Source organism: Candidatus Pantoea gossypiicola (assembly GCF_008632075.1).
Lineage (GTDB): Bacteria > Pseudomonadota > Gammaproteobacteria > Enterobacterales > Enterobacteriaceae > Pantoea > Pantoea gossypiicola.
In genome coordinates this window covers 59,837-76,079 of the sequence record NZ_VWVM01000011.1, presented here as the reverse complement: position 1 = coordinate 76,079, position 16,243 = coordinate 59,837, and the positions used below count along the sequence as shown (strand labels likewise).

The window sequence follows — 16,243 nt, the reverse complement described above, 5'->3', positions numbered from 1 at the left end:
TTTGGCATCGCGGGCACGAGATTGTTTGCCGCAGGCATTGCAGGTAGACTTCCCCCCCCCTAATTTGTATCAGGAGTCATCACCATGAGCGAAACGACAAGCTGGCAACCAAGCGCATCCATCGCCAATTTGTTAAAACGCGCCGCTATTTTAGCTGAAGTGCGTCGTTTCTTTGCCGATCGCGGCGTGCTGGAAGTCGATACGCCGGCGATGAGCCAGGCAACGATTACCGATATCCATCTGGTGCCGTTCCAGACGCGTTTTGTCGGGCCTGGTGCGGCGCAGGGACGCGATCTCTGGCTGATGACCAGCCCGGAATATCATATGAAACGCCTGCTGGCGGCGGGCAGTGGCCCGATCTACCAGATGGCGCGCAGCTTCCGCAATGAAGAGGCGGGACGTCACCACAACCCCGAATTTACCATGCTGGAGTGGTATCGTCCGCATTACGACATGTACCGTCTGATGAACGAAGTCGATGATCTGATGCAGCAGGTGCTGGAGTGTGACAGCGCAGAGTCGCTCTCTTATCAGCAAGCGTTCATCCGCCATCTTGAGCTGGATCCGCTGTCAGCAGATAAATCACAGTTGCGTGAAGCGGCAGAGAAGCTGGGTGAGGGCGAGCTGGCGCGTGCAGAAGAGGATCGCGATACCTTACTGATGCTGCTGTTTATGCTGGGTGTGGAACCAAAGATTGGTCAGGACAAGCCCTGCTTCGTTTATCATTTCCCGGCCAGCCAGGCAGCACTGGCGGAGATCAGTACGGAAGATCATCGTGTGGCCGAGCGTTTCGAGGTCTATTACAAGGGTATTGAGCTGGCGAACGGCTTCCGTGAACTGACCGACAGCCGTGAGCAGCGTCAGCGCTTTGAACAGGATAACCGCCGCCGTGCGGCGCGCGGCCTGCCGGTCCATCCGATTGATACCTATCTGCTGGATGCGCTGGCGCACGGTATGCCCGCCTGTTCCGGGGTCGCGCTGGGTATTGATCGGCTCATTATGCTGGCGTTAAAAGCGGAGTCACTGAGTGAGGTGATCGCCTTTCCGGTGGATCGTTGCTAAAAGTCCGGGCGAAAAGGGCAGGGATGGCCCATCGGATCGCAAAGGAAACCTACATCCCTGTAGGTCTGCCTCGCCATCCTGGCTCGGACGCTTTGCTCTTCAGATGGGCCATCCCCGCCCCTCCGGCTAAGGCATTGCTGGTAGTTTAAAACCCCGCCAATCAGCTGCTGCTATCCGGAAATTCCTGAATGGTCACCGGCAGCGTCAGCTTCTGATCGTTTCGCAGCACCTGCACATCAATTACTGAACCCGGACGAATTTCGGCCACCTGATCCATGGTCTCCTGCGCGGAGATGGCTGGCTTGCCGTTTACGCTGAGCAATACATCGTTGGCCTGAATCCCGGCTTTATCTGCCGGTCCATCTGGCGTGACCACACTGACAATAATCCCCTGAACCCGATCCAGATTGCTGCCCTGTCCGTGCAGCGGCGGCAACTCACGCCCGGTAATGCCGATATAGCCGCGGATGACCCGGCCATCACGAATCAGCTTATCCATGATTTTTGAGGCTAAGACGGTTGGAATGGCGAAGCCAATCCCTTCCGGCGTTTCGCCATCGTTACTTTTATCGAAGGTCAGGGTGTTAATGCCCATCAGCTCGCCAAGCGAGTTAATCAGCGCGCCACCGGAGTTACCCTGATTGATCGACGCATCGGTCTGCAGGAAGTTCTGACGGCCTGATGAACTCAGTCCAACCCGACCCGTGGCGCTGATAATGCCCTGCGTCACCGTCTGTCCCAGGTTATAGGGGTTACCTATCGCCATCACGACATCACCGATATGCGGTTGCCGGTTGGGATTGATCGGGATAACAGGCAGGCCAGAAGCAGTAATCTTCAGCACGGCCAGATCGGTCATGCCATCGGAACCCACCAGCGTCGCTTCAAAGAAGCGGCCATCCTGCAATGCCACGATAATCTGATCGGCATTGTTGATCACATGCTTGTTGGTCAGGATGTAGCCTTTCGTATTCATGATCACCCCTGAACCCAGGGTAGTGATGCCACGATTGTTGTTGCCATGGGCGCTGCGGTTGTAAACGTTCACAACGGCAGGCACGGCGCGGCGCACCCCCTGATTGAAGCTAAAGGGCGTTTCGTCGGCGATATTGTCGTGGTTATAGAGGGCGTCGCTGCCCATACGCAGTGCAGGCAGTGCTGCGAGCAAAATACCCGCCACAATCAGGCCCAGCACTACGGCACGCAAAAGTTTAAGAAACATGGTGTTAAATCACGCCAGGGGAGATCGCAGGGGAGAATAACATGAGAGCGGCGGACATACACGCGCTTGTGTCCGCCGTAATGCGAGGTTTATCTCAACAACAGATAGATACTTTCATCGCCGCGCACCACATTCAGTGCCAGTACCGGCGGTTTTCCTTCCAGAATTTTACGCATTTCTGCAATGGTCTGAACGCGATTGCGGTTAACGCCGATAATCACATCATCTTTCTGCAGGCCAACCTGTTCAGCCGGTGTCCCTTTTTCGATGGTATCGACCTTCACGCCTTTATCACCGGTTTTGGTCTGTCCATCACTCAGGGTTGCGCCCTGAAGTGCAGGTGACATCAGCTGAGCGCTGGCGGTACTCTGGGCGCTCTGTTCCAGCGTGACGGTAACGGTTAGCGGTTTACCTTCACGCAGCAGGCCAAGTTTAACCTGCTCGCCTGGCGGCGTGGTGCCCACTTTGACGCGTAATTCTGCGAAGCTGGTAATCGGCTTGTCGTTGATCGACGTAATGATATCGCCGGACTTCACGCCCGCTTTCTGTGCGGCAGACTGCGGTAAGACTTCTGAGACAAAGGCCCCGCGCTGCGCATCGACATTGAACGCTTTAGCCATATCCGCCGTCATTTCAGTGCCTTTGATGCCGAGCTGACCGCGCTTCACTTCACCAAATTTGATCAGCTGCTGCGCGAGGTTCATCGCCATATCGCTCGGAATCGCAAAGCCAATGCCGATGTTACCGCCGCTGGAGGCCAGAATCGCGGTGTTGATACCGATAAGCTCACCGTTAAGATTAACCAGCGCGCCGCCCGAGTTACCGCGGTTAATGGCGGCATCGGTCTGAATAAAGTTTTCCAGCCCTTCGAGATTCAGGCCGCTGCGGCCCAGCGCAGAAATAATTCCGGAGGTGGCTGTCTGCCCCAGACCAAACGGGTTACCGATCGCCACCGCGAAATCACCCACTTTCAGCTGATCGGAGTCTGCGACTTTCACCTGCGTGAGGTTTTTTGCGCCCTGAATCTGAATCAGCGCGATATCGGTCTGCTCATCATGGCCGATCAGTTTGGCTTCGTATTCGCTGCCGTCGCCAAGCTGTACGTTGATCTTATCCGCACCGTTGACCACGTGATTGTTGGTCAGCACGTAGCCTTTAGCGGCATCAATGATGACGCCAGAACCTAAGCCTTCAAATGGCTGTGGCTGATTGTTTCCGCCAGGCATCTGGCCGAAAAAACGCTTCAGGGGTTCAGGAATATCCTGAGCCTGTGCACCCGAATCAGTGCCTTCCACGTGAACACTGACCACGGCAGGTAACACTTTTTCCAGCATCGGTGCCAGACTTGGCAGCGGCTGGCCCGCAATTTGTGCTGGCAGCGTTGCCATCGCGTCTGGCGCGGCGGCAAGGCTCATCCCAATACTCAGGGCTAATGCGCTAAACAGGCGTGCTTGTTTTTTCATTGCTACAACGCTCTCGCTGCAAAAGGTGGGAGGAATTAGTAAGTGTGACAGTCGTTTGCGGTCAGGGTTCGCAAATTCAGTGGGCGCAGACAGTCTGCGCCCCAAAAAGATTAGTCGCGGGCAGGGCGCTCGCCACGCAGTAAACCGGATGCGCCTTCAGAATAGTCGCGCGGCATCTGCACCGGCACCTGATCGTTGTCCGCTTCAGCTTCAGTCAGCTGATAGGCAAACGGATTTTTCTGGCCAGGCAGATTTGGCAGCAGGTCATTCGAGCCTTTTGCCATGTGCTGATAGAGCTGACGATAGTCACGCGCCATGTTGTCCAGCAGCTCCGCGCTCTGCGCGAAGTGGTTGGTCAGCTCTTCGCGATAGTCAGCCAGCTCCGCTTTCGATTTTTCCAGCTCGTACTGCATGCTGCGCTGCTCACGCAGTTTTTTGTTGCCAAAACGCATGGCGACTGCGCCGACAATAATACCTACCACTAAACCAATTAGCCCGTATTCCCAGGTCATAATGACTCCCGTGTTATTTCCATTGTTCCGTAGGGCATTGCACCACTTCAATAACAGTCACTATAACCGTTAATCTTATGGATGTGGAACTCCGGAGCTGCATGGCTTAGTGTAGAACGGCCTTTTTTTCAGCAACCGTGGTATCAATCAGACACCATTCAGGGACTTTGAAACAATAATGCAAACCTCAACTCCGCTTGCACGCTATGAGCAGGCGCTGTCGCAGGGCGAATTCAGGCCCGATGACGTACAACGTGAAGCGATTACCCGTTTAGACGCGCTGCAGCAGGCGCTGGTTGCCCGGCAACAATCCGCCGCGCCTTCCTCATCCGGCCTGCTGGGTCGCCTCTCTAAATTGATTGGCAAAGAGAAAAACGAGACGATACAACCGGTTCGCGGGCTCTATATGTGGGGCGGTGTTGGTCGCGGTAAGACCTGGGTTATGGATCTCTTTTTTCAGTCTATTCCTGGCGATCGCAAACTGCGTCTGCACTTCCACCGCTTTATGCTGCGGGTACACGAAGAACTTACGCAGCTTCAGGGCCAGAGCGATCCGTTGCTAATTGTGGCGGACAAATTCAAAGCCGAAACCGACATCCTCTGTTTTGATGAGTTTTTTGTCTCCGATATCACCGATGCCATGCTGCTGGGCACGCTAATGGAAGCGCTGTTTGAACGCGGTATTGCGCTGGTCGCCACCTCGAACATTCCGCCGGACGATCTCTATCGCAATGGTTTGCAACGCGCGCGCTTCCTGCCTGCGATTGAGCAGATAAAACGGCACTGTGATGTGATGAACGTGGATGCCGGTATCGACTACCGGTTACGCACGCTGACCTCCGCACATCTGTGGAACTTCCCGCTCAACGCAGAGACGCATGCCGAGATGGGCCGGATGTTCAAAGCATTGTCAGGAAGTCAGCCTGAAGCGGCACCGGTTCTGGAAATTAATCATCGCCAGATGCCGACGCTGGGCGTCAGCGAAGGCGTACTGGCGATTAATTTCACGACCCTGTGTGGAGAGGGCCGCAGCCAGCATGACTACATTGCGCTGTCGCGCCGTTTTCACAGCGTGCTGCTCTATGACGTGCCGGTGATGATCTACAAAACCGAAGATCAGGCGCGCCGTTTCCTGGCGCTGGTCGATGAGTTCTATGAACGTCATGTGAAGCTAGTGGTCGCGGCGGAAACGTCACTGACCGAGATTTATCAGGGCACGCGACTGAAATTTGAATACCAGCGCTGTTTATCGCGACTTCAGGAGATGCAGAGCGAAGAGTATCTGCGCTTACCGCACCTGCCGTGAGAATAAACAGGATAAATACCGAAATAGGGTTCGATTTTTGTAACCGACTTCTCTATAATCTTGCGACCCCACGTTACAGCAAAGGATTTTTTTCCCAAATCCTCTGTGTTCCAGTAACTCTATCCGAAGGGGTGGCTTGCTGGTCAAAATGGTCGTGTGAGCCTCATTCGTTTACTTAAGCGTTTGGGATTTCACCAACGTGTAACTTAATTTGGGTAAGCTTTTCGATGAAAACTTTTACAGCTAAACCAGAAACCGTCCAACGTGACTGGTTTGTAGTTGACGCAACGGGCAAAACTTTGGGTCGCCTGGCGACTGAACTGGCGCGCCGTCTGCGTGGTAAGCATAAAGCGGAATACACTCCGCACGTTGATACGGGTGATTACATCATCGTTCTGAACGCAGAAAAAGTTGCTGTAACCGGCAACAAGCGTACTGACAAGATCTACTATCACCACACTGGCCACATCGGTGGTATCAAACAGGCGACCTTTGAAGAGATGATTGCTCGCCGTCCTGAGCGTGTGATTGAGATCGCGGTTAAAGGCATGCTGCCGAAGGGCCCGCTGGGTCGTGCTATGTACCGTAAACTGAAAGTTTACGCAGGCAACGAGCACAACCATGCGGCACAGCAACCGCAAGTTCTTGACATTTAATCGGGATTAAAGGCAATGGCTGAAACTCAAAACTACGGCACTGGTCGCCGCAAAAGCTCTACCGCTCGCGTATTCATTAAGCCGGGTAGCGGTAACATCGTTATTAACCAACGTTCTCTGGAACAGTACTTCGGTCGCGAAACTGCCCGCATGGTCGTTCGTCAGCCGCTGGAACTGCTGGATCTGGTTGGTAAATTCGATCTCTATGTCACTGTTAAAGGTGGCGGTATTTCTGGTCAGGCTGGTGCGATCCGTCACGGTATCACCCGCGCTCTGATGGAATACGACGAATCACTGCGTGGCGAACTGCGTAAAGCAGGCTTCGTTACCCGTGATGCGCGTCAGGTTGAACGTAAGAAAGTCGGCCTGCGTAAAGCACGTCGTCGTCCTCAGTTCTCCAAGCGTTAATTGTTTGCAGCTCCGGCTGTGGCAATTGGCTCAAAAAACCCGCTTCGGCGGGTTTTTTATTTTCTCTCCTCCCACGACTTCCCCGCGAAAACCGTAACGTCGCGCTCAATTTACCTGCAAAGATTCATTACTCGCCCACAAGCAGCCTAAAATCTGGTAAACTCTGTGTCACTTTGCGCCCGCAGGCCGGTGCGTTATGCGCCTTCCCACTGTCGGGGCGTCAGTATCTGTGACGCGGCTAACCAGGTTGCGTGCGAGTTCGATAAGCTGGTGAATCGCCGTGTGGTTGGCTATTCGCAGTATCTTTTTGTGAACAAACTTGGAGGTTTTCATGGCTGTCGCTGCCAACAAACGTTCGGTAATGACGCTGTTTTCTGGTCCTACTGACATTTTCAGCCATCAGGTTCGTATCGTCCTGGCGGAGAAGGGTGTCAGCGTAGAGATCGAGCAGGTCGAAATGGATAACCTGCCGCAGGATCTGATTGACCTCAATCCGTATCGCACGGTACCAACGCTGGTAGATCGTGAGCTGACGCTGTATGAATCACGCATCATCATGGAATATCTGGATGAGCGCTTTCCGCATCCTCCACTGATGCCGGTTTATCCGGTTGCCCGTGGTGACAGCCGCCTGATGATGCATCGTATCGAGCAGGACTGGTACAGCCTGATGCGGAAGGTCGAGAACAGCACGGGTCAGGAAGCCGAAGCCGCACGCAAGCAACTGCGTGAAGAGCTGCTGGCCATCGCGCCACTGTTTGGCCGTACGCCTTACTTTATGAGTGAAGAGTTCAGTCTGGTCGATTGCTACCTGGCACCGCTGTTATGGCGTCTGCCTTCTATGGGCATCGATCTCATCGGCTCGGGTTCAAAAGAGCTGAAAGGTTACATGAACCGCGTATTTGAGCGTGACTCTTTCCTTGCTTCATTAACTGAAGCTGAACGTGAAATGCGCCTGCAAGCCCGGGCTTAACGTATGGAAATGTCGCAACTTACTGCACGTCGTCCCTATCTGCTGCGCGCCTTCTATGACTGGTTGCTCGACAACCAGCTGACGCCGCATCTGGTGGTCGACATTAATCTGCCGGGTGTGCAGGTGCCGCTGGAGTATGCGCGTGATGGTCAGATTGTCCTGAACATTGCGCCACGCGCTGTCGGTAACCTCGACCTGGCCAATGATCAGGTGTCGTTCAACGCCCGCTTTGGTGGCGTTCCTCGCCAGGTTAACGTGCCGATGGCGGCGATTCTGGCGATCTATGCACGTGAAAACGGTGCCGGCACGATGTTTGAACCGGAACCGGCTTACGAGCTGGGTATGCAGGAGGCATCAGAGGGTCAGGAAGAGACCATGATGTCAGTGATTGATGGCGATCGTCCTGACGACGCCAGCGATGACGAGACACCGCCTGATGACGATCCACCGCCACGTGGCGGACGGCCTTCACTGCGCGTCGTGAAATAGCCGTGACATAACAGCGAATACCCGCCCATCCGGCGGGTATTTTTTTGCCTGTCAGCCATAAAAAAATCCGGCTGCCTGCGCAAGCCGGATTTTTCAGCAGACCTTCGCGATTAGTAGACGTCGCGCAGGTAGCGTTTCTCTTTCTTCAGCTGATCGACGTAGTCCGCAGCACGCTCGGTAGAGAGACCACCAAACTGACGAACCACTTCATACAGCGCATTATCCACATCCTTCGCCATACGTGAGGCATCGCCACAGACGTAGAAGTACGCCCCTTCCTGCAGCCACGCATAAAGCTCTGCGCCCTGTTCCAGCATCCGGCTCTGTACGTAGATTTTCTTCTCCTGATCGCGCGAGAACGCCAGATCCAGACGCGTCAGCAAGCCGTTATCCCGCCAGGCAAGTAATTCATCCTGATAGATAAAGTCATGTTCCTGATGCTGATCGCCGAAGAACAGCCAGTTTTTCCCCTGCGCGCCGGTTGCCTGGCGCTCCTGCAGGAAGGCACGGAATGGAGCAATACCCGTACCTGGTCCCACCATGATCAGCGGTGCGCTGTTGTTAGCAGGCACGCGGAACGATTTATTGGGTGAGATAAAGATAGCGGGCTTCTCACCACGACGCACGCGCTCGGCCAGATAGGTCGAGCAGACGCCACCGCGATTACGGCCGCCACTGTGATAACGCACCGAGGCAACGGTCAGGTGCACCTGGTTAGGGTGTGCTTTAGAGCTGGATGAAATAGAGTAAGCACGATGCTGCAGCGGGCGCAGCAGGGCAACAAACTCAGGCACCGCCAGCGTGCGCGTCAGCTCAAGCTGCAGCAGATCAAGGGTATCTTTGCCCCACAGCCAGACGCCCAGTGCATCTTTATCATCATGCTGTAAGACATGACGCAATTCCTGATTGGTCGTGTTCTGTCCAACCCATTCGATTAACTTGCGTGACGGCTCAGAGATTTCGAACTGATAGGTCAGCAGGTCGCCGAGGCTGCGGTCAAAGCCAGGCACTGGCGTCTGGTAATCAGCATTGAGCTGCGTCAGCAGAAGGCTGACCAGTGACGGCTCATTGACCGGAATCACGCCCAGCGCATCGCCTGCTTCATACTTCAGGCCGCTATCCGACAGGTCGAATTCGAAATGACGAATATCTTTGGCTGACTGCTCACCTGACAAACGCTTGTTGGTGATTAGCGCGGCAGCATACGGATTCGATTTGTTGCTGCCCGGGATGACCGGTGCTTCAGGCGCACTCTCCAGCACAGTGCCGCTGCTGCCCGCGCTGGCCGCAAACTGTGGCATTGAGCTGTTCAGCCATTCGCTGGACGGCTCTTCATAGTCGATATCGCAGTCAATACGATCCACCACGCGTTTCGCACCCAGCTGCTCAAGGCGCATATCAATGAACTTGCCCGCCTGGCAGAAGCCATCGTAGCCGGTATCGCCAATCGCCAGCACGGCGAAATGCATCTGCTCCAGACGCGGTGCGGTACTGGCAGAGATCGCATCCCAGAACAGCTGTGCGTTGTCCGGCATTTCACCTTCGCCATAGGTCGAGGTGACAATCAGCACATGGCGCATGGTGGCAAATACGTCAAGATCGACATCGCCCAGCGCCTGCACCACGGGCACCAGCCCTTTCGCACGGGCAGATTTCGCTGCGGTCTGCGCCAGTGCTTCGGCGTTGCCGGTCTGTGAGCCGTACAGAATGTGCAGTTGCGTGGTCGCGGCTGCGCCTGTACCCGCGGCGGGTTGCTGTTTGTCTTCTAATACCAGCAGACGGGAGTGAAGCCCCGCAAGAAAGCCAGCCAGCCAGTATTTCTGATCGCCATTAAAAGGTGCATCTTCTGGAATATAAGGAATTTTCATGGGTACTTTTACTCAATCCCGTTCTCGCCCGATATCAGTGGCGTTCTCCGGTCTGAAAGCAGTTCCGCCTCCCCGCGCCGCAGCATGTGCAGCAGGGGAGAGCGGTTCTGCCTCTGTCCGGTACAACGATTAATCCGGGCAATGATCAATTAATAATATTCAGTTCAGCCTGATCAGTATCACTGTCAGGAGAGTTTACCCACCGCAGCGGCGATTTCCGGCAATGCCGCACGTGCAAACAGCTCTTCAAAGTCAGGCAGGCGGCCCAGCACTTCCCGATTACAGGCATCCTGATACATGATCCAGCCATAGGTCGCCAGACTGTCCATGGAGCGGATGTTACGTTGCGTCAGTGCCGCTTTGTAATCTGACATACGTTTAGTACCAATCAGACTCGCCAGTTCGTCATCGCTGTAACTCTCGATGGCGGAACGGGCATGACGTTGCAGCTTGCTGATCAGCGAAAAGTCTTCCGTCATTAGCAGATTACGCACCGCTTTTTCCACCGCGGCATCTTCAACCGGCGTGCCTTTCGGCAATTTAGCCAGTGCCAGTTGCTGAGCAAAGCTCAGCACGGTGTAGTTGTTCAGCAGGACAAACATCTCCTGCGTATCGGTCGCGCCATAGGCCGGGACGGCACCATTGGCGATGGTTTTACCCTGACGCCACGCGGCTTTGAATTTCGCTACCTGATGGCCGGCCAGCGCCGTTGACAGCTCTTCGAGCAGATCTTTGCGACTCCTGGCTTTGAGGATCTCGCCGCCATCCTGATAGAGCAGCAGCGAACGCGGCATCACGTAAACAAAGTGGTGGCACTCTGTTTCCCAGTTCTCCAGCAGCCAGGCAGCACGCGGTGACTGGGTCGCCTCCAGGTGCCAGTTCAGCATGGTCAGCACGGCCTGTTTGTGCACCTGCGCCATCTCATCCTGATCGGCAATCGATCCGAACCGCACTGAATCACCTGCGGCGTGGCTGGCCAGCGATCCATACGGATCGTACTGGTAAGCAAAGCCGCCGCTCATGCCGTTGCCAAATCCTTTACCAAAGGTGCCCAGGTTAAGAATGGCACCGTTAGTCATGTATTCGCAGCAGAAGTCACCGACGCCTTCAACCACGGCCGTTGCGCCGGAGTTACGCACCGCGAAGCGGTCTCCGGCCTGACCCTGCACGAACAGACGTCCGCCGGTCGCGCCAAACAGCGCAAAGTTACCAATCAGCACGTTGCCATCGCCATCCTGCGCGCCGCCGCCCGGCGACATGACAATCAGCTCACCGCCACACTGTCCCTTGCCGACGCCATCATTGCAGGTGCCGTAGTGGGCCAGCTGCATGCCATCGTTGCAGAACGCGCCAAATGACTGACCAGCAGAACCGGTGGTGGAAATTTTTACGCTCTCAGGGGCCAGATAACGGCGGCCGCGATCGTCGGTCATCACCGCAGGCATCGCCTGCAACTGCGCCACACTCAGTTCATGGTTCAGCATGCGTTCAATGTCGATCGCTAACTGGCCGCCCACACTTTTGTTGCGGTTGTTCAGAACGATGCCGTTGCCCAGTGCGACGTCAGGATTTCCCTGCTCTACCAGCGACAGCTTCAGCTGCTCAATCCAGCCATCATCCAGCTCAAAGTCCTTCTCCAGATAGACGGGCTTGTCGATCTTCAGCTCTGGCACCACGGTCAGCATGGCGCGTAAGTCGAGTTTGCCCACTTCCAGCGGGTGATCCATCAGGTGCAGCAGGTCGGCCCGGCCACGCGCCTCACGCAGGGAACGCAGGCCCATACGTGCCAGAATCTCACGCACTTCATGCGCTACGTTGAGGAAGTACTGCGCCAGCTGACGCGGATCGCCATCAAAGGCTTCGGCATTAGTGGTTAAACCAGCCGGGCACTTAACGTTGCAGTTTTTCGCCATCACGCATTTCAGCATCATCAGCGCTGTTGTACCGAACTCAAAACTGTCACCGCCCAGCAGAGCAGATTTCACCACGTCGCTGCCGGTCTGCTGCGCGCCAGAGCAGCGCAGCTGTACTTTATCGCGCAGGCCGTTGGCGCATAGCGCCTGATGGACTTCAGCGATGCCGATTTCCGCCACGCGTCCGGTATATTTCAGGCTGGTTACCGACGCCGCGCCGGTCCCGCCGGTGTTACCCGCGACGTTAATCACGTCTGCGCCCGCTTTAGCCACGCCAACCGCGATGGTGCCGATGCCTTCAGATGAGACCAGTTTAACGATAACGCGCACCCGCGCGGCTTTACAGTCGTGGATCAGCTGCGCCAGATCTTCGATGGAGTAGGTATCGTGATGCGGCGGCGGGGAGACCAGCTCAACGCCTGGCGTACCGCCACGGGCCGCAGCAATCTCGACGGTCACTTTGGCCGCCGGTAACTGACCACCTTCGCCAGGTTTCGCGCCCTGACCAATTTTGATCTCCAGCTCTTCCAGCATCGGATCTGCCAGATAGGCAGCCCAGACGCCGAAACGACCCGAAGCCAGCTGTTTGATACGCGAGGCGCGGATGGTGCCGTGACGGGAGTAATGCTCGCCACCTTCACCACAGTTACTCATGCCGCCGACCATGTTGGTGCCGTGTGCGACCGCTTCATGAGCCGGGGCGACCAGTGCACCGTGGCTCATTGCCCCGGAAGCAAAGGTACGGGTAATTTCACAGGCTGGCTGCACGTCGCTCAGCGGCAGTGAGGGCAGGGTGGTGAAAATACGAGACAGATAATCTGCCGCTTTACCGTATGCGGTTACCTTCAGTCCGCCCGTCACCACATCGCTGCTCTCGATTTCGTCGCCAAAGCGGGATTTCAGGGCGCGAGACAGGTTCTGCAGACGTTCGCTCTCTGGCTTCAGCCCCTCAATCGCATCGGTCAGACGCAGCATAAAGTGATTCAGGCTGCCATCCACTGCTTCACACACCATGCCACGAATAGCAAAGCCGTTGTTGGTCAGCGAGTAGCGTCCAAGCTTACGGCGGAACTCCGCTTCGCTGTCGATGTGGGTCAGGTCAGCCGGGAAGGTCAGGATGTCGCGCAGGGCCGCCGGGCGACGCTTACGCTCTTCATACATCAGGCTTGAGAACTGACGGTAATCGGCCGTAATCGCAAAGTTGTTGATCACATCATCCGGGATACGCTCGAAGCTGCTGTCTTTAAAGGTCTCTGGCTTAATGCCAAAGGCGTTATCCAGTTTTGCCAGCGTCATCAGACGAATGAAGTTGTCCTCTTCGCGCGCCTTGTCGGCAAAGCGAATCGGCTCTTCGGTCATGTCGATGAAGGTCCGCACGGCGATGGTGCCGTAGGAGTGACCCGCGCCTTCTGCACGCTCTTTGAACAGGCCCAGCAAGGGCACTTCAGATTCGCCCTGAATCTTCAGCGCGCTCTGATGCCAGTCAACGGCCATTGCCGCGATGGCTGCGAAGCCTGCGCCACCCACAGGGGTTTTGATATTCGGGAAATACTTTTTCAGAACCGGATCATCGGTGTTGAGGAAGTTAGGCTCAAAGAATTCGCCGCTGCTGTAACTCTCAACGGTACAGAGACCGACTTTGCCCATGGTTTTCATCAGGGCTTTTTCGGCGGCTTTGGCATAGCGCTTAAAGGCTTTGTTACCTTCTTCACCTTCACCAAATTTTTCCTCTGCACGCATCTGTACGCCCAGCGGATAGATAGCAGAAGCCCCGAAGCCGAGGGTGGCAGCTATGTGATGCGAGGAGATGCTCTGGCCGCTTTCCACCACCAGAGAAACATCCAGACGCAGACCTTCCTGCACCAGGCGCTGGTTGATGGCAGAAACCACCAGCAGCATCGGGATTGCGGCGTGCGTTGATGAGATATGGCGGTCGGTCAGAACGGCGATGCCGCCCTGCGTCCGGGCAAAATCCACCACCTGCTGCGCCAGGTCATCAATCGCTTTTTCCAGCGCATTCGCGTTCGCAGTGGTGCTCAGCAGATCTTTGCCGATGACCGGCTCATAGAGCATCTCAAAGCGGGCGTAAGGTGCGATGGTCTGCTCGCGCAAACGCAGCATATCAAGATGGCTGAGGATGGGGCTCGGTACCACGATCTGACGCCCCTTGCTGCGGCCCAGATGGGGTTTTGCGCCCAGCGCGACACGCAGCGTCATGCCATCCACTTCGCGGATTGAGTCCAGCGGTGGGTTGGTGACCTGAGCAAAGCGCTGAGAGAAGTAGTGCGCCATGCCGCCTTCATGATCGGATAAACCGTTAATGGCGTTGCCGTAACCCATCGCGGAGATTTTCTCTGCGCCGGTGTTCAGCATCGGGTCCATCATGAATTTGAAGCTTTCCTGGTTGTAGTAGTAAGCCACAAAGCGCTGATAGGTTTTCAGATCGCCGCGATAACGCAGCGGTGAACCCTGCTGTTCTGCCGGGATCTCAGGCAAATCGTCAAGACCGACACGCGCTTCACGCAGCAGCGCTGAGTAATCTTTTTCCGCAGCCAGTTTTTCCAGCGCCTGCAGCGTGGTGTAGCTGCGTTTTTCACGATGATCGAAATAGAGCATGCCGCCCGCTTCGATACGGCCACGACGTAATACGCTTTCCGGTGGGAAGGCGATCTGACCGGCTTCCGACATCGCCCCAATATACTCAGCCGTTTCAACTGAACGCAGTGGACGCAGGCCAAGACGGTCAAGGCGGGCACCTATTACTTCGCCGTTGCCGAAGATTAATGCCGCCGGGCCGTCGTTCTTCTCTTCATAAAGAGAGAAATATTCCAGCATGTCACGCACTTCTGCTGGCAGTGAACTGTCGTTTTCCCAGGCGGGCGGCATCATTGAGACGACGGCGGTGATCAGGTCGAGGTTATCTTCCATCAGACGGCTGTGGATACTCTGATCCAGACGCGAGCTGTCAGACTGACCTTTCGGCCGCACGATTTTCTTGCCACGGGCCAGTGCCAGCGCGGACTCAGCGATGCGGTTTTTACGGTCCGTGTTCAGCTCACCGTTATGCGCCATCAGGCGGAACGGCTGGGCCATCGTGGTATGCGGATCGGTGTTGGTGGAGAAGCGGGTATGGAAAAACAGCCCGCGCACCTGATGATCGGGATCGGTCAAATCTTTGAAATAGGGGATCACTTCATTGGAGTTCAGACGGGCTTTAAACACCTGGGTGCGCGACGACAGCGACAGCGGATAGAGGCCACCAAATTCACTTTCGGTAAAGGCGCGGGCTTCAATCGTTAACAGGGCGCGGTAGATGCGTTGTTCGAAGTCGTTCTGGTCATTCACGTCCTGTGGCGCAGTGAAAATCCACTGCAGAATCGGTAACTGAAATTGTACGGCGGCCGGACGCGTCACGCTGCTGTCGAGCGGCATGTCACGCTTCATGATGACAGGCAGGCCAAAGCTGCTGAGTGTCTCATCTACCAGACGTTCAGCATTCGCGCGCAGCGCAGCATCTTTCGGCACAAAGAAGTTGCCGACGCCAAAGCGGCCTGCTTCCAGCGGCTGGCCGGTAATCTTGCGGAAGAAGTGCAGGGAAAGGTCAACGTTGACCCCCGCGCCGTCGCCAACGCCTTCCGCTGACATACCGCCACGATGTGGCACTGTGCACAGAGCGCTGTGCGCCATCTGCAGAATTTCGTGGGTCTGCTCGCCGTCCTTGCGCGTAATGAAACCTACACCACAGCTGTCACTGCCTGCTGTCGGATCATACAAGCCATAGGATTGAGGTTTTTTAGTGGACATTGAGGGTCTCCTTAACTGCTTTGACATTACCTGCACTGTTTCAGGGTCTGAGCGCAACGAGCGCTATCATTTTCATCGCCATGCTCTGTCGAGCGCGCGTCATAGCCCTGAGCATTTCTCTCCAGACATCGTTAAAACGTCCTTAATTGAGCTGCTCTCTGATTTCCGGTCTCTTAAAGGAGATGACTTAAACCGCGCGGGAGTCTTCTTGTTGCATAGATATGCCGAGACAATGGCCCGTCTGGAAAGCTTTCAGCGGATTTCCAACTTATCGGGAAAGCGTAATCAGGTCAAATAGGGCGGTCAGAGAAGGTTAACAGGCCTTTTATGCGGGTAACTTTATGAATTAATAGGTTTTTAAGGTTTAAAATGTATCACTCTGTAGCCTGGTGATCGGCCCATAAATGTGAACTGACTCACTGTAGTGCAGGCGTCAGATCTCTGCACCATGCTGGTGACAGGGTGTTAGACAGCATTAAATGCTGTTCAGAACCGTTGATGCATAGCATGTATCTGTTTTTCTTATGTCCGGCTATTTGAATGAAACAGCGGTTGGTTATAAGAAAA

The 16,243-nt window shown here is 55.4% G+C and carries 11 protein-coding genes; 6 read left to right on the top strand and 5 right to left on the bottom strand.

Annotation, left to right across the window (positions count from 1 at the left end; translation table 11 throughout):
• Positions 1 to 84 precede the first annotated feature (84 nt).
• The gene (epmA, locus tag F3I20_RS15000; RefSeq protein ID WP_150011867.1) at positions 85 to 1,062 is read left to right on the top strand and encodes an elongation factor P--(R)-beta-lysine ligase; all 978 of its coding nucleotides are present in this window, start codon (positions 85 to 87) and stop codon (positions 1,060 to 1,062) included.
• A 160-nt stretch (positions 1,063 to 1,222) separates the two neighbouring features.
• Here the strand turns inward: epmA and degS are convergent, their stop codons facing one another.
• The 3 genes from degS to zapG form a co-directional block, all read right to left on the bottom strand.
• Positions 1,223 to 2,284 (bottom strand): outer membrane-stress sensor serine endopeptidase DegS, encoded by a 1,062-nt coding sequence (gene degS, locus F3I20_RS14995; protein WP_150011865.1) that lies wholly within the window; start codon positions 2,282 to 2,284, stop codon positions 1,223 to 1,225.
• Between the two features lie 89 nt (positions 2,285 to 2,373).
• A complete protein-coding gene (degQ, locus tag F3I20_RS14990; protein WP_150037899.1) occupies positions 2,374 to 3,747 on the bottom strand; it encodes a serine endoprotease DegQ in 1,374 nt (457 codons plus the stop codon).
• Between the two features lie 110 nt (positions 3,748 to 3,857).
• The gene (gene zapG / locus F3I20_RS14985; protein WP_003848291.1) at positions 3,858 to 4,259 is read right to left on the bottom strand and encodes a Z-ring associated protein ZapG; all 402 of its coding nucleotides are present in this window, start codon (positions 4,257 to 4,259) and stop codon (positions 3,858 to 3,860) included.
• A gap of 178 nt (positions 4,260 to 4,437) precedes the next feature.
• Here zapG and zapE point away from each other — a divergent pair, with 178 nt between their 5' ends.
• The 5 genes from zapE to sspB all read left to right on the top strand — a co-directional run bounded on the left by zapE (position 4,438) and on the right by sspB (position 8,091).
• A complete protein-coding gene (gene zapE / locus F3I20_RS14980; protein WP_150011861.1) occupies positions 4,438 to 5,565 on the top strand; it encodes a cell division protein ZapE in 1,128 nt (375 codons plus the stop codon).
• A gap of 227 nt (positions 5,566 to 5,792) precedes the next feature.
• The gene (gene rplM / locus F3I20_RS14975; protein ID WP_150011859.1) at positions 5,793 to 6,221 is read left to right on the top strand and encodes a 50S ribosomal protein L13; all 429 of its coding nucleotides are present in this window, start codon (positions 5,793 to 5,795) and stop codon (positions 6,219 to 6,221) included.
• A 15-nt stretch (positions 6,222 to 6,236) separates the two neighbouring features.
• Positions 6,237 to 6,629 (top strand): 30S ribosomal protein S9, encoded by a 393-nt coding sequence (rpsI, locus tag F3I20_RS14970; RefSeq protein WP_008925401.1) that lies wholly within the window; start codon positions 6,237 to 6,239, stop codon positions 6,627 to 6,629.
• Positions 6,630 to 6,960: 331 nt separating this feature from the next.
• Positions 6,961 to 7,602, top strand: coding sequence for a stringent starvation protein SspA (sspA, locus tag F3I20_RS14965; RefSeq protein ID WP_003851135.1), 642 nt, complete (start codon positions 6,961 to 6,963; stop codon positions 7,600 to 7,602).
• Between the two features lie 3 nt (positions 7,603 to 7,605).
• Positions 7,606 to 8,091, top strand: coding sequence for a ClpXP protease specificity-enhancing factor (gene sspB / locus F3I20_RS14960; RefSeq protein WP_013359871.1), 486 nt, complete (start codon positions 7,606 to 7,608; stop codon positions 8,089 to 8,091).
• A 110-nt stretch (positions 8,092 to 8,201) separates the two neighbouring features.
• On the opposite strand, the gene F3I20_RS14955 is transcribed toward sspB, so the two are convergent.
• A complete protein-coding gene (locus tag F3I20_RS14955; RefSeq protein WP_150037900.1) occupies positions 8,202 to 9,959 on the bottom strand; it encodes a sulfite reductase subunit alpha in 1,758 nt (585 codons plus the stop codon).
• Positions 9,960 to 10,144: 185 nt separating this feature from the next.
• Entirely contained in the window at positions 10,145 to 15,676 is a 5,532-nt protein-coding gene (locus tag F3I20_RS14950; RefSeq protein ID WP_150011853.1) for a glutamate synthase-related protein, read from the bottom strand.
• Between the last annotated feature and the right edge of the window lie 567 nt (positions 15,677 to 16,243).